At 49.2% G+C, this 20142-nt stretch carries 19 protein-coding genes; all 19 read left to right on the top strand.

From position 1 onward, the window contains the following. Positions 1 to 47 precede the first annotated feature (47 nt). The 19 genes from MCG98_RS18130 (at position 48) to eutC (ending at position 20126) form a co-directional block, all read left to right on the top strand. Positions 48 to 1562 (top strand): sugar ABC transporter ATP-binding protein, encoded by a 1515-nt coding sequence (locus tag MCG98_RS18130; protein WP_240303253.1) that lies wholly within the window; start codon positions 48 to 50, stop codon positions 1560 to 1562. Positions 1563 to 1576: 14 nt separating this feature from the next. Next, positions 1577 to 2557, top strand: coding sequence for a hypothetical protein (locus tag MCG98_RS18125; protein ID WP_240303252.1), 981 nt, complete (start codon positions 1577 to 1579; stop codon positions 2555 to 2557). A gap of 335 nt (positions 2558 to 2892) precedes the next feature. Then, positions 2893 to 4110, top strand: coding sequence for a uroporphyrinogen decarboxylase family protein (locus MCG98_RS18120; protein WP_240303251.1), 1218 nt, complete (start codon positions 2893 to 2895; stop codon positions 4108 to 4110). 233 nt (positions 4111 to 4343) lie between these two features. Then, positions 4344 to 5096 (top strand): sulfite exporter TauE/SafE family protein, encoded by a 753-nt coding sequence (locus tag MCG98_RS18115; protein WP_240303250.1) that lies wholly within the window; start codon positions 4344 to 4346, stop codon positions 5094 to 5096. Between the two features lie 294 nt (positions 5097 to 5390). Next, on the top strand, positions 5391 to 5702 hold the full coding sequence (locus MCG98_RS18110; protein WP_240303249.1) for a hypothetical protein: 312 nt from the start codon (positions 5391 to 5393) through the stop codon (positions 5700 to 5702). 32 nt (positions 5703 to 5734) lie between these two features. Continuing rightward, complete coding sequence (locus MCG98_RS18105; RefSeq protein WP_240303248.1) at positions 5735 to 7756, top strand: V-type ATP synthase subunit I; 2022 nt, start codon at positions 5735 to 5737, stop codon at positions 7754 to 7756. Then, the gene (locus tag MCG98_RS18100) at positions 7753 to 8223 is read left to right on the top strand and encodes a V-type ATP synthase subunit K (RefSeq protein ID WP_240303247.1); all 471 of its coding nucleotides are present in this window, start codon (positions 7753 to 7755) and stop codon (positions 8221 to 8223) included. Before MCG98_RS18105 ends, MCG98_RS18100 begins: the two co-directional genes overlap by 4 nt. 26 nt (positions 8224 to 8249) lie before the next feature. Beyond that, complete coding sequence (locus tag MCG98_RS18095; RefSeq protein ID WP_240303246.1) at positions 8250 to 8843, top strand: V-type ATP synthase subunit E; 594 nt, start codon at positions 8250 to 8252, stop codon at positions 8841 to 8843. Positions 8844 to 8871: 28 nt separating this feature from the next. Continuing rightward, positions 8872 to 9843, top strand: coding sequence for a V-type ATPase subunit (locus MCG98_RS18090; protein ID WP_240303245.1), 972 nt, complete (start codon positions 8872 to 8874; stop codon positions 9841 to 9843). Next, the gene (locus MCG98_RS18085) at positions 9836 to 10171 is read left to right on the top strand and encodes a V-type ATP synthase subunit F (RefSeq protein ID WP_028529081.1); all 336 of its coding nucleotides are present in this window, start codon (positions 9836 to 9838) and stop codon (positions 10169 to 10171) included. The genes MCG98_RS18090 and MCG98_RS18085 overlap by 8 nt, the downstream gene beginning before the upstream one ends. Positions 10172 to 10191: 20 nt before the next feature. Continuing rightward, the gene (locus MCG98_RS18080; protein ID WP_240303244.1) at positions 10192 to 11958 is read left to right on the top strand and encodes a V-type ATP synthase subunit A; all 1767 of its coding nucleotides are present in this window, start codon (positions 10192 to 10194) and stop codon (positions 11956 to 11958) included. Next, positions 11958 to 13334 carry a V-type ATP synthase subunit B gene (locus MCG98_RS18075; RefSeq protein ID WP_240303243.1) on the top strand — a complete coding sequence of 459 codons (1377 nt, stop codon included), beginning with the start codon at positions 11958 to 11960 and terminating at the stop codon, positions 13332 to 13334. The genes MCG98_RS18080 and MCG98_RS18075 overlap by 1 nt, the downstream gene beginning before the upstream one ends. A gap of 44 nt (positions 13335 to 13378) precedes the next feature. Then, positions 13379 to 14041 (top strand): V-type ATP synthase subunit D, encoded by a 663-nt coding sequence (locus MCG98_RS18070; RefSeq protein ID WP_240303242.1) that lies wholly within the window; start codon positions 13379 to 13381, stop codon positions 14039 to 14041. Positions 14042 to 14285: 244 nt separating this feature from the next. Beyond that, positions 14286 to 15578, top strand: a complete 1293-nt coding sequence (locus MCG98_RS18065; protein ID WP_345891699.1) for a 1-propanol dehydrogenase PduQ — start codon at positions 14286 to 14288, stop codon at positions 15576 to 15578. A gap of 21 nt (positions 15579 to 15599) precedes the next feature. Continuing rightward, positions 15600 to 15947 (top strand): BMC domain-containing protein, encoded by a 348-nt coding sequence (locus tag MCG98_RS18060; RefSeq protein ID WP_240303241.1) that lies wholly within the window; start codon positions 15600 to 15602, stop codon positions 15945 to 15947. Further along, positions 15944 to 16384, top strand: coding sequence for a EutP/PduV family microcompartment system protein (eutP, locus tag MCG98_RS18055; RefSeq protein ID WP_240303240.1), 441 nt, complete (start codon positions 15944 to 15946; stop codon positions 16382 to 16384). Before MCG98_RS18060 ends, eutP begins: the two co-directional genes overlap by 4 nt. Before the next feature lie 5 nt (positions 16385 to 16389). Next, the gene (locus MCG98_RS18050) at positions 16390 to 17817 is read left to right on the top strand and encodes an ethanolamine ammonia-lyase reactivating factor EutA (RefSeq protein WP_240303239.1); all 1428 of its coding nucleotides are present in this window, start codon (positions 16390 to 16392) and stop codon (positions 17815 to 17817) included. A 25-nt stretch (positions 17818 to 17842) separates the two neighbouring features. Beyond that, positions 17843 to 19225 carry an ethanolamine ammonia-lyase subunit EutB gene (locus MCG98_RS18045; RefSeq protein ID WP_240303480.1) on the top strand — a complete coding sequence of 461 codons (1383 nt, stop codon included), beginning with the start codon at positions 17843 to 17845 and terminating at the stop codon, positions 19223 to 19225. A gap of 4 nt (positions 19226 to 19229) precedes the next feature. Further along, positions 19230 to 20126, top strand: coding sequence for an ethanolamine ammonia-lyase subunit EutC (gene eutC, locus MCG98_RS18040; protein WP_240303479.1), 897 nt, complete (start codon positions 19230 to 19232; stop codon positions 20124 to 20126). Positions 20127 to 20142: the final 16 nt, after the last annotated feature.

Below are 20142 nucleotides of genomic sequence, written 5' to 3'. Positions count from 1 at the left end.
CCGGTCCTTGACCGGCATCTGTCAATATAAAATTAGGACTGAGGTGAATGGGTTTGAGTGAAGAATATGTTCTGGAGATGCATGATATCGTAAAAGAATTCCCTGGAGTTCGCGCATTGAAGGGCGTTCAGTTAAAAGTACGCCCGGGAACCGTTCATACGCTGATGGGCGAGAATGGTGCCGGAAAATCCACATTGATGAAATGCCTGATCGGCATCCAGCCGGTAACATCAGGAAAGATTATCTATAAAGGAAAAGAAGTCAGCTATAAATCCACACAGGAAGCACTGGACGCCGGGATCTCGATGATCCACCAGGAACTCTCCCCGGTGTATGAGCGCTCCGTGTGTGACAACGTATGGCTTGGCAGGGAACCGAAAAAAGGGATCCTGACCGACCACAGGAAGATGTATGACGACTGCGTGGAACTGTTTTCGCGCATGGGCCTTGACATAGACCCGCATGATAAGATGAAAGACCTGACCGTCGCAAAAATGCAGATGGTTGAAATTGTAAAGGCGGTATCCTATGATTCGTCGATCGTAATCATGGATGAGCCGACCTCGGCGCTGACGGAGTCAGAGGTTGAGGACCTGTTTCAGATAATTGCAGACTTGAAAGAAAAAGGCGTGGCCATAGTTTATATTTCGCATAAGATGGACGAGATCTTCCGGATCAGTGATGACATCACGGTGTACCGTGACGGGGAGTACATCGCGACGGACCGGGCGGAGAACCTGACGCAGGACAAGCTGATCCAGCTGATGGTAGGGCGCGAGATCACGGATATGTTCCCGAAGACGGAGTGCCCGATCGGGGATGTGGTGCTGAAGGTGGAGGACCTGTGCGCAGGCCGGCTGGTACAGCACGTATCGTTTGAGCTGAGGAAGGGAGAGATCCTGGGATTCGCAGGGCTTGTGGGAGCAGGCCGGACGGAGACGATGGAGACGATCTTCGGGATGCGGCACAAGACGTCGGGAAAGATCGTAAAAGACGGGAAAGAGCTGGACATCAAAAGCCCGAAGGATGCGATTGAGAACCATATCAGCCTGCTGACGGAGGACCGGCGCGGGAATGGGATCGTGGGGCTGTTGAGCGTGCGTGAGAACATGGTCATGGCAAACCTGAACCTGAAGGCGTACGGGATGCCGCTGAATGCGAAGAAGATGTGCGAGGACGCGCAGACGTACATAGATAAGATCCGGGTGAAAACCCCGACGATGGAAACCCCTATCCAGAACCTGTCCGGAGGGAACCAGCAGAAAGTGCTGGTCGGCAGATGGCTGCTGACGAACCCGGATGTGCTGATCGTGGATGAGCCGACACGAGGGATCGATGTCGGGGCGAAGTCCGAGATCCATGCCCTGCTGTCGGAACTGGCAGGCCAGGGGAAAGCGATCATCGTGGTATCATCGGAGATGCCGGAAGTCATGGGAGTGGCGGACCGCATGGTGGTGATGCACGAAGGGCACGTGAGCGGAATCCTGGACCGTTCGGAATTCTCACAGGAATTGATCATGAAATATGCGACTTCCCATGAAGGGGAAGCGAAAGCGAATTAGAAGGGGGCAACCAAATGAACGCGAAAACAAAGAAACGCTTATCTGATAATATGATCTGGATCGTGCTGATCGTCCTGGTCATCCTTGTAAGTATCATCAACCCGAAATTCTTAACGATTGCCAACCTGCGGACCCTGCTGACGGGAGAGTCCATCAAGGGGATCATGGCGTTCGGTGTGGCATTTGCGATCCTGACGCGAGGCATCGACCTGTCGATCGGGGCATCCGCGGCGCTGATCGCGTGTGTGACCGGTGCGCTGGTACAGCCGGTGGACCTGGCAACAAAAGCGCTGGCAAACTTCGGCGTGCAGGTACCGGCGATTGTGGCAATCCTGCTCGGCATGGTGATGGGTATCGCCATCGGGGCGATCCAGGGTGCGCTGATTGCGTACACGAAGATGCCGGCATTCATCGCGACGCTGGGCGGCCAGCTGATCTGCCGTGCGGCGGCGAAGATCTTCACGACGCGCCCGGTATCGAACCTGTCGGACGGCTACCGCGTGCTGGGAAGCGGGAAGATCGGGCCGATCCCGATCATCATCGTGGTATTTTTGATCGTCTTCGGGATCGCAGCCTTTATCCTTGGGCAGACCCGATTCGGAAAGAGCTTATATGCGATCGGCGGAAATGACCAGGCGGCGCGTGTAGCGGGTATCAACGTAGAGAGAAACCTGGTGCTGACATACGTATGGTGCGGCGCCTGTGCAGCCCTCGGCGGAATCCTGCTGGCAGGGCGTGCGGGATCAGCGGACCCTGCAAACTCCGGTTTGAACTACGAGCTGGATGCAATCGCAGCGGCGACGGTCGGGGGGACATCCCATACGGGAGGAATCTGCCGCGTGACAGGAGTGCTGTGCGGTATCCTGATCCTGGGAGTCATCAACAACGGCCTGGTACTGATCGGAGTGAATGACAACTTCAGTAATATCATCAAGGGCCTCATCATCGTCGGAGCGGTTGCGATGGATATGAGAAAGAACGCAAGAAAAGCATAGTAATTTCCTATAGTCTTTTACTCCGGCTAAGAGCGGAAAGACCTTGTGATAAAAGTTGAATCGCAGGGTCTTTCCTACATTAAATAAGAGTAAAAAAATATTTGCGTATTGTGCTAGTATCGTGTTGTATTGTGCTCACATGGCAAATGGAAATCATGCTATACTCAATATAGAAACAAGGAAAAAATGCAGAAAACAAGGGCTTTCATAGGAAATTATAAAATGAATAAGTTGTACGGATTTTTTTGAAAGGTATTTTTTTCTGTGACTATGTTTTGTGCTTGAACAAAAAATAAAAACATATTATCAAAGGTAATTGAAAGGAGAAAAAGACAATGAATGCATGGGAGAGAGAAGTTGCAACGTTAAGTTTTTCAAACGAAGGCCTGGACCGCGGATGTATCGAGGAGAGTATGTATCCATGGGACAAGACAGTGGCCAACTGGGCAGAGCAGGGATATGACACAGGTTTTCTGGAGCAGGTACATTTTGCAACACTGCCGACCGACAACCTGTATGCTTTCAACGAACCGTATGAGCCATGGCAGGATTATTACAATACCATGATGGCAGAGCCGGTCTTCCGCCACGAGACAGGACTTGGATGGGACCCGGTAATCCGCATTGCTTTCCGTATCCCGTTCATCTCTTACGAAGAGGAGATCAGGGAAGAGACGGATGAGTACGTGATCAAAAGGGACCGTGACGGCTGGGTGCGGAAATATCCGAAAGACGGCAGCCTCGTAACGCCCGTAAAACCGGTGGTGACCTGTATGGAAGACTGGCTGGAGTACAAGGCACATATTCAGGAACAGATCAAGATTCACCTCACGCCGGAGAACATGGAGAAGGCTTACGGAAAATACCGGGAGGGCTGCAAAAACAAGGACTTCGTAGTGAGACTGCGTGTCAGCGGATTCTTCTGGACGCCACGGTTCCTGATGGGAAATGAGGAGCAGCTGTATGCTTACTATGATGAGCCGGAAGTACTGCAGGACATCTGCCGTTTCGTGACCGACGTATACAAAGAGCATCTGGACGGTATCCTGAAGATCGTGACGCCGAGCCTGGTATTCTTTGAGGAGGACCTGAGCGGAAAGACAGGACCGATGATCTCCCCGGATATCTTTGAGGAATTTATGACCCCATACTATAAGGAGATCATCCCGTTCCTGAAAGAACGCGGTGTGCAGAACGTGATCATGGACACAGACGGCGACTTCACGATCATGATCCCGAAAATCCTGGAATGCGGGCTGGACGGTGTGCTCCCGGTTGATGTAAACGCGGGGGTGGATATCGTAAAAGTAAGGGAACAGTTCCCGACACTGAAATTCATCGGCGGATTTAACAAGCTGTGCATTATTGACGGAAAAGAGGCCATTGAGGCAGAACTGGACCGTCTGCGCCCGGTAATCAAACAGGGCGGGTGTATCGTATGCACAGACCATCAGGCAGCACCGCACACACCGCTTGAGAACTACAGGTATTACAGCCGCAGGCTGAAAGAAGTGGTTGCCGAACTGCGCAATGAGAATGTAGAGATAGGATAAAACTTTCGATTTTCTGCACAATTTGATCAAATGATAGAAAAGCGCTTGCACATACTAAAATGCAGGGGTAAACTTAATACAGAACAAGCAGGAAAAGATGCCATGAAGACATAGTGCTGCGTGGCATCTTTATTTCATTTGACGGAAAATGCGATTTGGGGGAGACAAGAGTGAGAGAAAGCTTTCACTCATCCCTGATATTAGCCGCAGTGAATACGGCGGGGGAGGTAAATATGAAAATGACATGGGAGCTGGGAATCCTGATTTTTGTTGCGCAGTTTATCGGTTATATTATTAAAGGGCTTGTCGGGTTTGGCAATCCATTGATAGCAAATCCCGTTATGGCAATGAGAATTGATAATAAGTTTATCACTCCGGGAGTGCTTCCGGTAGATACCTGTGTCAATATTTATATGTCTGTGAAGAACAGAAAATCATTTTTGCCGGGGCTCGCATTGCCGATCGCCGTCTGTATCATGGTCGGTGTGGTTCCGGGCATTTTATTTTTAAAAGTTGGATCCCCATGGATTATAAAAGCCCTGCTAGGCGTATTGATCATCGGACTGGGAGTGGAGATGCTCACAAGAAAGCGGGATCAGGAAATAACCACAAAAAATAACCCTGTTATCATGGGATTTATTTCCGTGATCTCCGGTTTTCTCTCCGGCCTCTTCGGAATCAATATGCTGTTTCTGGCGTATCTGGAACGCCGTGTGGCAAACAGGCAGCAATTCAGGGCTAACGTATGTTTTATCTTTGTGTTTGAAAATGTATTTCGTCTTATTATGTATGCGATAAACGGCATGTTCAGTATGTTCACGGTAGGAATCACACTGCTCTCTATACCGGCGGCAGTATTTGGAATCCTGATTGGAAGCAGGATCGATCTGCGCCTGAATGAGAAGACAGCGAATCGCCTGATTAATGCGGTATTCATTTTAGGAGGTGTCAGCATCCTGGTAAAAGCATTGATATTTAAAGCATAATTTAATAAATAAAAATGTAATAAAAAATGCATGGATCTGTTTACAGGAACCGTGCATTTTTTGTTCTGTTATGGGCAGTATTTACATAAAGTGGATGTTGCAGAGACTATATTCTTTGATAAAACTATAACGTACAATTTTGCGGATAAGATTTCATAAATAGGTTATGATAAATACTGGAATTCTGGTATAATATTCAGTAAATTTGAAAAAAAAGAAAAAAAAGCTCGCTAATTGATTGACAAACTTTTAACATTCAGGTATATTTATGTAATAGTAAGAAGGGTGGTGACGGTGTTGTTAGAAGATACGATTAAAGTGGTAAAAGAGGCGGAGACAAAGTCCGGTGAAGTCGTAAAGGAAGCGGAGGAAAAGGCGCAGGCCATGATTCTGAACGCAAAAGAAGATGCGGTGCGAATTGTGGCGGAGAGAATGGCACAGGCCAGAGGAGAAGCGTCCAGACGCCTTGCGGCGGAACAGGAGAACGGAAAGATACTGGAGGAACAGTCCCTGCAGGAAGCCGATAAGCTGATTGCAGGCTTGAAAGAGACTGCATCCCAAAAAGAATCAGAAGCCGTCCGGCTGCTGATTTCTGAGGTAATCTGAGAAAAAATAAAAAAGTAAGGAGGGATGCGGGTATGGCAGTATTGAAAATGCAGCGGATTTCAATCTGTGCCCTCAAAAAGCACAGGAAGGCAGTACTGGAACGGCTGCAGTCACTCGGGGCTGTTGAAGTGGATATCCGTCTGGAAGATGACAGCGGGCTTTTCAGAATGGATACTTCCGGTTCCAGAAGTGGTTTCTTAAAATATGCGCAGACGGCAGAGCGCGGACTTGAAGTACTGCAGAAATATCTGCCTGAGAATCAGTCAATGTTTTCCAGCCTGGCAGGAAAGCCGCTGATTGGGCAGAGGCAGTATGAAGGGGTCATAGAACAGCGGGATAGATACATCGCTGTAGCGAGAAAACTGATAGATCTGGAAAAAGGAATCGCTGAACACATAGCAGGGATACAGAAGCTGGAAACACAGATAGAAGGACTGACTCCCTGGCTGCCACTTGGAATTCCCATGAGTTACAGGGGAACACGCCAGACCGATATTCTGATCGGAACACTTCCGCAGGTGATGACTCTGGAAGAATTGTATACCGTGTTCGCACAGCATGCACCGGAGGTGGAGGCGGTAGACTTTGAAATCATTTCAACAGATAAAGACTTTACTTATCTGGCAGTTATGTGCATCAAGGCAGACAGAATCCGGGTTGAGACGGCGCTTCGTACGATTGGATTTGCTTTCCCGTCACAGCTGCCGAGGAAGAAGCCGGCAGTGGTCAGGGAAAAGCTCGAGGAAGAGAAACAGGTACTTGAGATGGAAATCCAGGAATTAAAGCAGAAAGTTACAGCCTGCCAGGACGAAAGGCAGAACCTGAAGCTTACCGCTGATTATTTCCGTATGCGTGCCGATAAATACGAGGTACTGGGACAGTTGCCGCAGACAGAAAATGTGTTCTTTATCAGTGGCTATATCCCCCAGGAAAAGGCACAGTCAGTTGCAGACGATCTGATCCGGAATTTTGAAGCGATGGCTGAACTGGAAGAGGTCTCGGAGAAAGAGGAGCCACCGGTTCTGCTGAAAAATAATAAATTCGCACAGTCTGCGGAAGGTGTGCTTGCTTCATTTGGACTGCCTGGCAAAGGCGAGATAGATCCGTCGATGGTAATGTCGATTTTTTATGTTTTCCTGTTCGGGCTGATGCTTTCGGATGCCGCGTATGGATTGATCGTGATGATAGCCTGCGGAGCGATGCTGGTAAAATTCCCGAGAATGGGTGAGAGCCTGAAAAAATCAGTACAGTTGTTCTTCTGGTGTGGTGTATCCACATTGTTCTGGGGAATCATGTTTGGAGGATACTTCGGAGATCTGATCACAGTTGTCTCAGGGACTTTCTTTGGCCATGAAGTGACGATACCGGCACTGTGGTTCGTGCCGCTGGATGATCCTATGAAGCTTTTGGTATATTCAATGCTGTTCGGACTGATCCATCTTTTCACCGGGCTGGGAATGAAGGGATATATGTGCCTGAGAGACCGGAAGTATATGGATTTCTTCTGTGATGTGGTTCTGTGGTTCTGCCTGCTGGTCGGACTGGTACTGATGCTGCTTCCAACGGAAATGTTTGCTTCGATTTCCAAGATGACATTTCATTTTCCGGCAGCGGTGGTTACCTTAAGCAAAGTTCTGGCTCTTGGAGGTGCGCTTGGAATCCTGCTGATGTCGGGACGGTCATCAAAAAACTTTGGTGTCCGCATTGCACTGGGAGCCTATGATCTTTACAATATAACGGGCTGGCTCAGTGATATCTTGTCTTACTCCCGGCTGCTGGCTCTCGGGCTTGCCACAGGCGTAATGGCCTCGGTATTCAATCAGATGGGCAGCATGGCGGGCGGAGGAGTTCTGGGTGCGATTCTGTTTATTCTGGTTTTTGTCGTCGGACACACATTTAATATCGGAATCAACCTGCTGGGCGCGTATGTGCATACCTGCCGTCTGCAGTATGTAGAGTTTTTTGGTAAGTTTTATGAAGGCGGGGGAAGAGCATTCAACCCCTTTAAAAAGAATACAAAATATGTAGATATCAAGGAGGAAAAAATTCTATGAGTGGTATTGTTTGGGCATTAGCGGGAGCAGCGATTGCAGTAATTCTTGCGGGCATGGGGTCCGCGTACGGTGTCGGCGTGGCAGGTCAGGCAGCCGCAGGTGTAGTGACGGAGGATCCGGATAAATTTGCCAAGGTGCTGATCCTTCAGCTGCTTCCCGGTACACAGGGTATATATGGTCTTCTGGTAGCCTTTTTGACATTGTCCAAGGTAGGTGTGCTGGGAGGCAATCTGGCGGACATCAGTCTGTCTACCGGTCTTTTGATCTTTGCAGCCTGCCTGCCTATCGGAATTGTTGGTCTGATCTCAGCAAGAAATCAGGGAAGGACTGCAGTAGCGTCCATCGGTATTATTGCAAAAAAACCGGAACAGTTTGGTAAAGCGATACTGTTCCCTGCGATGGTGGAGACATATGCGATTCTTGCTCTGCTGGTTTCCATTCTTGCAATCTTTGGAATCCCTGTATAAACCGGTAGAAAAAGGAGAGCTGATAGATGACTGGATTGGATAAGATTATCAAGCAAATCGCGGAAGAAGCCAGCAGCGTAGCTCAGCAGAAAATCAAAGCAGCTGAAGTGGAGGCAAAGAAAATCACAGATGCGGCGAGGGAAGAAGCAGAGAAACAGGCAGCGGCTGTTCTGAATCAATCAGATGCCGATTGCAGGAATTACCGGGAGCGTGTAAAATCCCGGGCAGACTTTCAGAAAAGGACTGAAATTCTCAAGGCAAAACAGGCACTTATCTCGGATGTGATAGAAAAAGCATATCAGGAGATGGTGAATGCGGATGATTCGACATATTTCGAATACATCGAAAAGATGCTGGAAGAATTTATCCGTCCAGAAGAGGGCCTTATATGTTTCTCTAAAAAAGATCTCGCCAGGCTGCCGTTTGGATTCAAGGCGAAAGTAAAAATGACTGCTGCTAAAAAAGGCGGTTCCCTGAAAGTTTCTGATGAAGCGGGGAACATTGAGGGAGGCTTCCTCCTGATCTATGGAGGGATTGAAGAAAACTGTACGTTCCGGGCACTTTTTGATACGAAGCAGGAACAGCTTGTAGACCGCGTTCATGAATTTTTATTTTCCTGATGCGCCTTAGAACCGAGGAGGGTTATGCATGTCTGATATTGATTACACCTATGCGGTCGCGCGGATCCGTGCCCTGGAAGTTTCTCTGTTCTCTGCGGCAACGCTGGAACAGCTGATAGCCTGCGATTCGTTTGAAGGCTGTATCGCTTTTCTGCAGGAACGGGGCTGGGGTGACCCTCAGGGAGAGGCGGACGCGGATGCGATATTAAAGCGGGAACGGGAGAAAACATGGGAGACAATTCGGAGCATGGTCTCAGATATGAAGCCATTCGATGTATTGTCCTACCAGAATCTGTTCCATAATCTGAAAGCGGCCATAAAAGAGGTCTGCACAGAAGAGATCAATCAAAATATATTTTATGAAGAATGCCCGATCGGGCGTGACGAGATGCTCCGTATCATTCGGGAGAAGGACTTCTTAAGTCTTCCCGTATTTATGCAGGAGCCGGCAAAAGAGGCATACGAAACACTGCTGCATTCACGGGATGGACAGCTTTGTGATGCGATTTTGGATCAGGCAGCGCTGAAAGCCATTTATCTGGCGGGACAGCAGTCAAAAGACAGGATCGTGAAAGAATATGCAGAATCGCTGGTGGCAGTCACTGATATTAAGATTGCAGTGCGCGCGCAGCGGACAAAAAAATCCCTGGAATTTATGAAGCGATCCATGGCAGAGTGTGAAAGCCTGAATATCGAAACACTCTGCAAGGCGGCACTCCAGAGCTTTGAGGCGATCTGTGAATATCTGATTTCCGCAGGATTCAGAGAAGCGGCAGAGGCACTGAGCCAGTCTTCTTCAGCATTTGAATGCTGGTGTGACAATCGTCTGATCGAAACGATCCGGCCCCAGAAATACCAGCCATTTTCGATAGGACCGCTGATCGCTTATATTCTGGCAAGGGAGAATGAAATAAAAACGGTGCGAATTATTCTGACCGGCAAGCTCAATGACTTTCCGGAGCAGTCAATCCGGGAAAGGATAAGGGAAATGTATGTTTAGAATTGCAGTTATGGGTGCATATGACAGCATCTTCGGGTTCGCGACGCTTGGTCTTGAGACATTTCCGGTATCTACCCGGGAAGAGGGTGAGAAAATACTGAAGCAGCTGGCTTCAGGAGGAAAATACGGTGTGATTTACATCACAGAGGCGATGGCCGCCGAGCTCGAAGGGCTCATTGAAAAATACAAAGAAAATCTGCTTCCGGCCATCATCCTGATACCTGGAGTGTCGGGAAATACGGGAGCCGGCATCAAAGGGGTAAAAAAATCCGTAGAACAGGCAGTTGGATCGGATATTCTGTTCGGAGATGATGAGAATAATGGATAGAAAGGCGGGTGGCAGTGCACATGAGCAGAGGCACGATTAAGAAAGTAGCAGGACCTCTGGTCATCGCGGAAGGAATGCGGGACGCCAACATGTTTGATGTTGTGCGTGTCAGCAACCAGCGACTGATCGGAGAGATTATTGAAATACACGGAGACCAGGCATCCATTCAGGTATACGAGGAGACTTCAGGACTGGGGCCTGGTGAACCTGTTGAATCTATGGAGGTTCCGCTGTCTGTGGAGCTTGGACCTGGTCTGATCTCCAGCATTTACGACGGTATCCAGAGACCGCTGGATGATATCATGAAAGTATCCGGCAACAACCTAAAGCGTGGGGTGGAGGTTCCTTCACTGAAACGTGATAAAAAATGGAAGTTCGAGCCTGTTGTCAAAGTGGGCGACGTTGTACAGGAAGGTGATGTCATCGGGACTGTACAGGAGACCGTCGTCGTGTGTCAGAAAATCATGGTGCCGTTTGGAATGAAAGGCACGATCAAAGAAATCCGAGAAGGAGAGTTTACGGTCGAAGAGACTGTGGCTGTACTTACTTCTGCAGATGGTGAAAAGAATCTGAAGATGATGCAGGAATGGCCGGTAAGGCGCGGCCGCCCCTATCAGAAAAAACTTCCGCCGACAATGCCGCTGGTGACAGGACAGCGTGTTGTTGATACATTTTTCCCGATTGCCAAAGGCGGGGTAGCAGCAGTTCCGGGGCCGTTTGGAAGCGGTAAGACTGTGATACAGCATCAGCTCGCAAAATGGGCTGAGGCAGACATTGTCGTCTATATCGGGTGCGGTGAGCGCGGTAATGAGATGACAGATGTTTTGAATGAATTTCCGGAGCTGAAAGATCCCAAGACCGGTGAGTCTTTGATGGAACGTACAGTTCTGATCGCAAATACCTCAGATATGCCGGTTGCGGCACGAGAGGCATCTATTTATACAGGTATTACAATCGCTGAATATTTCCGTGATATGGGTTATTCTGTTGCGTTGATGGCGGATTCCACATCACGATGGGCCGAGGCTCTCCGTGAGATGTCGGGACGGCTGGAGGAGATGCCGGGTGAAGAAGGATATCCGGCGTATCTGGGAAGCCGCCTGGCGCAGTTCTATGAACGTGCAGGCCAGGTAATATCACTCGGAACGGAAGGACGCGAAGGTGCGCTGTCTGTGATCGGTGCGGTATCTCCTCCTGGAGGGGATATCTCCGAGCCGGTATCCCAGGCGACACTTCGTATCGTAAAAGTGTTCTGGGGACTGGATTCATCACTTGCTTATAAACGGCATTTTCCCGCGATCAACTGGCTGACGAGTTATTCGCTTTATCTGGACAGTCTGGGACCGTGGTTTGATGCCAATGTGGCTGATGACTGGATTTCGGACCGGCAGAAATTGATGAGTCTTTTGCAGGATGAGGCGGAGCTGGAGGAGATCGTGAAGATGGTCGGTATGGATGCACTGTCTGCATCAGACCGGCTTAAGATGGAAGCGGCGCGTTCCATCCGCGAAGACTTCCTGCATCAGAACTCGTTCCACGAGATCGATACGTACACATCTCTGGAAAAGCAGCTTCTGATGATGCGTCTTGTAATTGGCTATTATGAGAAATCCAGGGAGGCACTGGAACAGGGCGCATCCATTCAGGGACTGATCAAGATGGCTGTCCGTGAGAAAATCGGACGGTATAAGTATACGAACGAGGCGGATATAGAAAAAGAATATCGACTGGTCAGTGAAGAGTTGACGAAGGAAATTGCCAAACTGATCGGGAAGGAGGACGACTGATGCCAAAAGAATATAGGACAATTCAGGAAGTCGCCGGCCCTTTGATGCTGGTTCGGGGAGTGGAACATGTAGCATATGACGAACTGGGTGAGATTGAGCTTGCCAGCGGTGAAATACGCCGTTGTAAAGTTCTTGAAATTAACGGAAGTGATGCGCTGGTTCAGCTGTTTGAGAGTTCAACCGGTATCAATCTCTCCAACAGTAAAGTGCGTTTTCTGGGAAAAAGTATGGAGCTCGGTGTATCTGAGGATATGCTGGGCAGGGTCTTTGACGGACTGGGCAGACCGATCGATGACGGTCCTCAGATTTTGCCGGATGCAAGAATGGATATCAACGGACTTCCGATGAATCCGGCAGCAAGGACCTACCCTGAGGAGTTTATTCAGACTGGAATTTCAGCAATTGACGGACTGAATACGCTGGTAAGAGGGCAGAAGTTGCCGATCTTTTCTGCTTCCGGTCTTCCGCATGCCAATCTGGCTGCTCAGATCGCAAGACAGGCGAAAGTACGCGGTACAGACGAACCGTTTGCCGTTGTATTTGCAGCGATGGGAATCACATTCGAGGAATCCAATTTCTTTATTGAGAGTTTTAAGGAGACGGGAGCAATTGACCGAACAGTACTGTTCGTCAATCTGGCAAATGATCCGGCAGTGGAGCGTATTGCGACACCGCGAATGGCTCTGACTGCTGCAGAATACCTGGCGTTTGAGAAGAATATGCATGTTCTTGTTATCCTGACGGATATCACAAACTATGCGGATGCACTTCGTGAAGTATCCGCGGCACGAAAGGAAGTTCCCGGGCGCCGTGGCTATCCCGGATATATGTATACTGATCTGGCTTCTCTGTATGAAAGAGCCGGGCGCCAGCATGGAAAGAACGGCAGTATCACCATGATTCCGATCCTGACGATGCCGGAGGATGATAAAACTCATCCGATCCCTGACTTAACAGGGTATATCACAGAAGGTCAGATTATCTTAAGCCGTGAACTATACCGGAAGGGCGTCACGCCTCCAATTGATGTACTGCCGTCCCTGTCACGTCTGAAAGATAAGGGAATAGGTGAGGGGAAGACGAGAGCTGACCACTCTAATACCATGAATCAGTTGTTTGCAGCTTATGCCCGCGGCAAAGAGGCGAAAGAGCTGATGGTTATTTTGGGAGAGGCTGCACTGTCTGATATCGACCTTATCTATGCGAAATTCGCAGATGCGTTTGAGAAAGAGTATATTTCCCAGGGTTATATGACAAACCGCGATATTGAAGAGACACTGGCTATTGGATGGAAGTTGTTGTCTATTCTGCCGAGGAGTGAACTGAAGCGTATCGATGATAAATTCCTGGATCAGTACTATGAGGAACAGGAGTAACGCAAAAAACACCCTTTGGGTGTATCGGAAAGGGGTGATGGCAGTTGGCACAGGCACAGGTAAATCCAACCCGAATGGAGCTGACCAGACTGAAGAAAAAGCTGGTCACGGCGACGAGAGGCCACAAACTGCTGAAAGATAAACGTGATGAGCTCATGAGACAGTTCATGGACCTGGTCAGGGAGAATATGCAGCTGAGACAGCGTGTGGAGCAGGGGATCCTGTCAGCGAACCAGAACTTTGTCATTGCAAAGGCAGGTATGACCGAGGAAGCGATGCACACTGCGCTGATGGCGCCGAAACAGGAGGTCTATCTGGAACCGGATGAAAAGAACATTATGAGTGTGGATATTCCCATCTTTGATTACAGGACCAGAACGCCGGATGACAATGATATCTACTCTTATGGATTTGCGTTTACTTCCAGTGACCTGGATGACGCAGTCAGGTCTCTGGCAGACATACTGCCTGAGATGATAAGGCTTGCGGAATGTGAAAAATCCTGCCAGCTGATGGCGGCGGAGATCGAGAAGACGAGGCGCCGCGTAAATGCTCTGGAACATGTGATTATTCCCGAGACCCAAAAGAATATTAAATATATTACGATGAAGCTGGATGAGAATGAACGAAGCACACAGATCCGTCTGATGAAGGTTAAGGATATGATGCTGGAAGAAGCACATCACTATAAAGAAAAGATGCAGTAAAGCGCGCAAAAAAAGAGTTTCGAAAAAGAAGCTCTTTTTTTGTGCGCTTTTTTAGACGATGAGCAGAAATACCGCATAAAATCAAAAGAAAAAGACATACTATTCCCATGTTTTATCTTGTAAGTAAATAAGACTCTCACTTCTACAGGTGGTGAGTAATAACAAATCCGTCCTGGTGGGAGTCTGGTCTCCTTCCAGGATAAAGCCTCCGGCGGATTGCAGAGTCGCACAGATGTAGGAGTTCATGCAGGGCATGACGTGCGGCTCGCAGAAAGTACGCTGGAGCGTACTTGAATTGAAAGTTCCGGACGGCGGTTGGGCAAGCTTGCTTGCACAGATGCCCGGACATTGGACTTTCATTCATGTGATGTCTGTTTATTATGAAAGGAAGCGGGGAAATGGCATGGAGCAGTTTAGTCTGAAAACAGAAATTATCATTGGCAGTGCCGATTTAAAAGAGCTGTTAAAAGACATACAGAGGGTATTTATCGTGACGGACGGCTTTATGGCTGAGAGCGGAAAAATATCTTATGTGACGAAACAACTGGAAGACGCCGGAATCACGTATGGGGTTTTCTCCGAAGTGCGTGCAGACCCGGATATTGCTACGGTAGCAAAGGGAATGGAGCAGATGGAGACACTGGAGCCGCAGGCTGTGATTGCATTTGGAGGCGGTTCACCCATAGACGCGGCAAAGGCAATGGTGTTTTTTGGGCAGAAGCAGAAACCGCAAAACGGGTGCAGATTTATCGCGATACCGACGACGAGCGGAACGGGATCAGAGGTCAGCCGGTTTGCAGTCATCAGTGATCCTCTGAAAGAGGCTAAATATCCGCTGACGGATGATGCGCTTCGGGCGGATATAGCGGTTCTTGATGCGTCGCTGACTTTAAGTGTTCCTCCGGGAGTGACAGCTGATACGGGGGTTGATGTGCTGACGCATGCGATGGAAGCATTTGTCTCTGAGACGGCAAATGATTTCACGGATGCCGCAGCCGAAAAAGCAATTCGTATGGTGCATGAAAATCTTCTGGAGGTTTTTGCACATCCGGATAACCGGTGTGCGCGTCAAAAAATGCACAATGCATCATGCCTGGCGGGAATTGCGTTCAGCAGTGGAGGGCTTGGGATCAATCACAGTATGGCTCACACACTTGGCGCGCATTTTCATCTGCCGCATGGAAAAGTCAACGGGATACTGATGCCCTATGTGATCTCATATAATTCAGGTTACCGTGAGGGGCTCACAAAAGCAGCCGGACGATATGAACTGATCGCCCAAATGATGGGAGTTGAGAACGGGGACAGCAGACAGAGTGTCTTTAATCTGATACGTCTGATACGGCAATACAGAAAACAGCTGAATATCCCCAATACGATTGCCGAGGCAGGCGTGACAGCGGAGGAATTCGAAGAAAACTTAAAAGAAATGGCACAGGCAGCCTATGCAGATGGCTGTACAAAGACGAATCCAAGAAAATGTACGATCGATGATCTGATCGGCATTTTCCGGAATGCCTATGACGGCAGGCTTTGATAAAAAAGAGGTGATGAATCTATGACAGACCAGGAGAAAACCCGTATTGTTCAGGAGTTTGTACCGGGAAAGCAGGTAACGCTGGCACATATCATTGCTCACCCGGTAGATACACTCTACGCGAAGCTTGGCATGACAGACGCTCCGGGTGCGATTGGGATCTTTACGATCACCCCGAGTGAAGCCGCCATAATAGCAGCGGATGTTGCCAGTAAAGCGGCCGGTATTTCTATTGGGTTTATCGACCGGTTTAACGGATCTCTGGTGATCAGCGGTGATGTGTCAGGTGTAGAGGCTGCACTTGGGGGCGTTCTGGACGTTCTGTGTGAATCCATGGGTTTTGCGTCTGTTCCGGTGACCCGGTCATGAAAAAAGTTATTTTAATCGGAAAATCAGGGTCAGGAAAGACATCACTGTGTCAGCGCCTGAGCAGTCAGGATATGAAATACTGTAAAACGCAGAGTGTGCAGCTCATCAATGAGACATTTCTCGATACGCCGGGAGAATATCTGGAACGGCCGCGGATGCGCGGGGCGCTCAGCGTGACTGCGGCGGATGCACAGCTGATTCTTTTTATACAGGAAGCGGCGGCAGAGGACAGCATGTTCCCGCCGGGTTATGCATCTTCATTTAACAAGCCCTGTGTCGGAGTTGTATCAAAAGCCGATATGGCTGATGGGGAACAGACAGAAAGGGCAAAGAATTTTCTGAAGATGGCGGGAGCCAGTAAGATCTTTGTAACCAGTGCGAGAGAAGGCCAGGGGCTTTATGAGCTGGCTGCATTCCTGGAGGACGGGAAGAGGTGAGTGTTGTGAGAGAGTCGATATACAGTGTGGGAATTGATGTAGGGACTTCGACGACCCAGCTCATTTTCTGCAGACTGACGATGGAAAACCAGGCAAGCAGTTATGTAGTGCCGCGTATAGGCATTGTTGAAAAAGAAGTGATTTATAAAAGCCGGATTTATTTTACACCACTCTCCACACAGTCAGACATTGACGTGGAGAAGCTGAAAGAAATCGTACGTGTGGAGTATCAGGCTGCCGGTATGACACCGGCAGATTTAAAGACAGGAGCTGTGATCATTACAGGAGAGACGGCCAGGAAGAAAAACGCAGATGATGTGTTGGCAGCCCTGAGTGATATGGCGGGTGATTTCGTGGTGGCAGTGGCGGGTCCGGACCTGGAATCGGTTCTGTCCGCCAAAGGTGCCGGGGCAGACCGGATTTCGGAAGAAAAACGTATCACGGCGGTCAATATTGATATTGGCGGAGGAACCAGCAATATTGCACTGTTTGAAAAAGGAAGCCTCCGGGGAACAGCGTGTCTGGATATTGGAGGACGCCTGATTAAGGTGTCGGATGGTGTTGTAGATTATATTTATCCCAAGATCACGGCGCTTTCCAGGACACACGGTATAGATATACAGGTGGGAGACCCAGCAGACGTTCAAAAGTTGTCAAAAGTCTGCGACCTCATGGCGGAACAGCTGGCGATGGCAGTACATCTGTCCAGGCCGGACGGGATACACCGGAAGATGTATACAAACGACGGTGTGGAGATGACAGATTCTCCCAAAGCCGGGGCAATTATGTTCTCCGGCGGTGTGGCTGAGTGTATGCGTGAGGCGGACGGTGAAGATGTTTTCAGATTCGGGGATATCGGCGTATTGCTGGCGGAAGCAATCAGCCGTAATGCTTCTCTTGGCAGTATACCGTGGTATCCGGCCAGAGAGACGATCCGGGCAACCGTTGTGGGGGCGGGGTCCCATACGACGGAAGTGAGTGGAAGTACAATATCCTACGTTTCAGACTGTCTTCCCCTGAAGAACGTTCCGGTGCTTCGGGTAGAGCAGCAGGATGAACAGAATCTGGAGACGTTTCGAGATTCCATCGCTGCGCAGCTTCCCATGTTCGGTGAAAATGGAGAGCCGGGTCTTGCCGCAGTTTCATTTTCTGGAAATTTTCATACGGATTTTGTGAGGATTCAGGAGCTGGCAGCAACACTGGCTGATGTTCTGAAAGACAAGATGAAAACACATCCCCTGATCCTGGTGATGGAAAATGACATTGCGAAAGTTCTGGGGAATGCACTGAATGTAATGCTGGAAAACAGCAGGAAAGTTTTATGTATCGACGGAATCCATGCCGGGAGCGGAGATTACCTCGACATCGGAGAGCCGGCAGCGGGGGGAAGAGTTGTCCCCGTAGTGATTAAAACATTAATATTTAATTCCTGAATGACAGGAAAGGAGAGTGAACAAATTGATTCTGAAGACATCATTATTTGGACATACGTATGAGTTTCAGTCTCTCAGGGAAGTGATGGCGAAAGCCAACGAAGAGAAGTCCGGCGATAAGCTGGCGGGTGTAGCTGCTGAGTCCGCGGAGGAACGCGTCGCGGCAAAAGTAGTTCTCTCACAGATAACCCTGAAAGAACTCCGGAATCATCCGGCCGTCCCGTATGAGGAGGACGAAGTAACAAGAATCATCCAGGATGGGGTAAATGAATCCATCTACCGGGAATTTGAGCATATGACGGTGGCAGAGTTCCGGGAGTGGATCCTGGACGAGCGTACATCGGGGGAGATGATAAAACGGGCATCCAGAGGCATTACGAGTGAGATCGTCGCTGCAGTCTGCAAGCTTATGGGAAATCTGGATCTGATCTATGCGGCTAAAAAGATCAGGATTACTGCACACTGCAACACGACGATCGGTCTGCCGGGAACATTTTCCTCAAGACTTCAGCCCAATCATACGACGGATGACCCAAAGGGAATTATGGCTTCTGTCATGGAGGGATTCAGTCTCGGATGCGGAGATGCGGTACTCGGGCTGAACCCGGTAGATGATTCTGCAGAGAGCGTCGCACGTATCTTAAAAGGCTTTGATGAATTCAAGCATAAATGGGAAATTCCGACTCAGATATGTGTATTGGCCCATGTGACGACTCAGATGGAGGCGATTCAAAAATTTCATGCGCCGATGGATCTGATGTTTCAGTCGATTGCAGGATCCCAGAAAGGTAATGAAGCGTTTGGGATCAGCGGGACAATGATTCAGGAGGGTTATGACATGATGATGCGGGAAGGGACTTCGACCGGACCGAATGTCATGTATTTTGAGACCGGGCAGGGATCAGAGCTCTCCTCCGAGGCACACCATGGATGGGACCAGGTTACGATGGAGGCAAGATGCTATGGATTTGCCAAAAAGTATCACCCATTCCTGGTAAACACGGTAGTCGGTTTTATCGGTCCGGAATACCTTTACAATTCAAAGCAGGTGATCCGCGCAGGTCTGGAAGATCATTTTATGGGAAAACTAAGCGGAATTTCCATGGGATGTGATACCTGTTATACCAACCATATGAAAGCTGATCAGAATGATCTGGAAAATCTGGCAGCGCTTCTAGTGGCAGCGGGCTGTAATTATATCATGGGTGTGCCGCAGGGCGATGACTGTATGCTGATGTATCAGAGCAGCGGTTATCATGAGGCTGCTGCGCTCCGGGAGATTTTCGGACTGCGTCCGATTCCTGAATTTGATGCATGGCTTGAAAAAATGGGATTCTCGAAAGACGGAAGACTGACATCTCTGGCGGGTGATGCTTCCGTATTCCTGACAGACAAAGGAGGGATGTGACATGGTGGATGAAAAACAGCTGCGTGATATTATCCAGCAGGTGCTGGGTGAAATGGAAGTGACAAAAGACAGTCAGGGGAAAGCCAGTGTACAGCAGGCAGTGCGCCGGACACAAGATGTAAAAGAACACGTCGAGGCAGGATGCATACCGGATGTATCGGAAGTAGATATCCGCAGACAGTATCTGGTAGAACATCCGCTCAACCGCGAAGCATATTTTGAGATCAAACAGGCAGCACCGTGCCGGCTCGGCATCGGAAAGGCAGGGGCACGTTATAAGACACTGCCGTACCTGCAGTTCCGTGCAGCACATTCTGCCGCTCAGGATGCCGTATTTTCAGATGTTGATCCTGAATTTGTGGGACAGCTCGGACTGTTTACAGTCCAGACACAGTGTGAGAATAAGGATGTCTATCTGACCCGTCCGGATCTCGGCAGGAAGCTGAATGAAGAGGGAGTTAAGACTGTCAAAGAAAAATGTGCCAAAAACCCCAAAGTACAGATTTATGTTTCGGATGGCTTGAGCTCAGCGGCAGTTGAGGCGAACACCAAAGATGTGCTGCCGAGTATCCTGCAGGGATTGAAAAGCTACGGAATCGAAACTGGCACACCATTTTTTGTAAAGTACGGACGCGTTGGAGCGATGGACCAGATCTCAGAGCTTACGGGAGCAGATGTCACATGTGTGCTGATCGGTGAACGGCCGGGACTTTTGACGGCGGAATCCATGTCAGCCTATATCGCATATAAGGCAACGGTTGGCATGCCGGAATCCAGAAGGACAGTCGTATCCAATATTCACAGAGAAGGAACGATTCCGGCAGAGGCAGGCGCTCATATCGCTGATATTATCAAGACGATTCTGGATAAAAAAGCGAGCGGAACTGATCTGAGGATCTAAGAAAGGAGGGATGACG

This window comes from Ruminococcus sp. OA3 (genome assembly GCF_022440845.1).
Classification (GTDB): domain Bacteria; phylum Bacillota; class Clostridia; order Lachnospirales; family Lachnospiraceae; genus Ruminococcus_G.
This window is presented reverse-complemented; position numbering and strand designations above follow the sequence as displayed.

Bases quoted from the DNA above. Each gene is read 5' to 3' on its own strand.
- MCG98_RS18130 (WP_240303253.1), top strand. From the start codon at position 48: ATGGGTTTGAGTGAAGAATATGTTCTGGAGATGCATGATATCGTAAAA.
- MCG98_RS18125 (WP_240303252.1), top strand. From the start codon at position 1,577: ATGAACGCGAAAACAAAGAAACGCTTATCTGATAATATGATCTGGATC.
- MCG98_RS18120 (WP_240303251.1), top strand. From the start codon at position 2,893: ATGAATGCATGGGAGAGAGAAGTTGCAACGTTAAGTTTTTCAAACGAA.
- MCG98_RS18115 (WP_240303250.1), top strand. From the start codon at position 4,344: ATGAAAATGACATGGGAGCTGGGAATCCTGATTTTTGTTGCGCAGTTT.
- MCG98_RS18105 (WP_240303248.1), top strand. From the start codon at position 5,735: ATGGCAGTATTGAAAATGCAGCGGATTTCAATCTGTGCCCTCAAAAAG.
- MCG98_RS18100 (WP_240303247.1), top strand. From the start codon at position 7,753: ATGAGTGGTATTGTTTGGGCATTAGCGGGAGCAGCGATTGCAGTAATT.
- MCG98_RS18095 (WP_240303246.1), top strand. From the start codon at position 8,250: ATGACTGGATTGGATAAGATTATCAAGCAAATCGCGGAAGAAGCCAGC.
- MCG98_RS18090 (WP_240303245.1), top strand. From the start codon at position 8,872: ATGTCTGATATTGATTACACCTATGCGGTCGCGCGGATCCGTGCCCTG.
- MCG98_RS18085 (WP_028529081.1), top strand. From the start codon at position 9,836: ATGTTTAGAATTGCAGTTATGGGTGCATATGACAGCATCTTCGGGTTC.
- MCG98_RS18080 (WP_240303244.1), top strand. From the start codon at position 10,192: ATGAGCAGAGGCACGATTAAGAAAGTAGCAGGACCTCTGGTCATCGCG.
- MCG98_RS18075 (WP_240303243.1), top strand. From the start codon at position 11,958: ATGCCAAAAGAATATAGGACAATTCAGGAAGTCGCCGGCCCTTTGATG.
- MCG98_RS18065 (WP_345891699.1), top strand. From the start codon at position 14,286: ATGCAGGGCATGACGTGCGGCTCGCAGAAAGTACGCTGGAGCGTACTT.
- MCG98_RS18060 (WP_240303241.1), top strand. From the start codon at position 15,600: ATGACAGACCAGGAGAAAACCCGTATTGTTCAGGAGTTTGTACCGGGA.
- eutP (WP_240303240.1), top strand. From the start codon at position 15,944: ATGAAAAAAGTTATTTTAATCGGAAAATCAGGGTCAGGAAAGACATCA.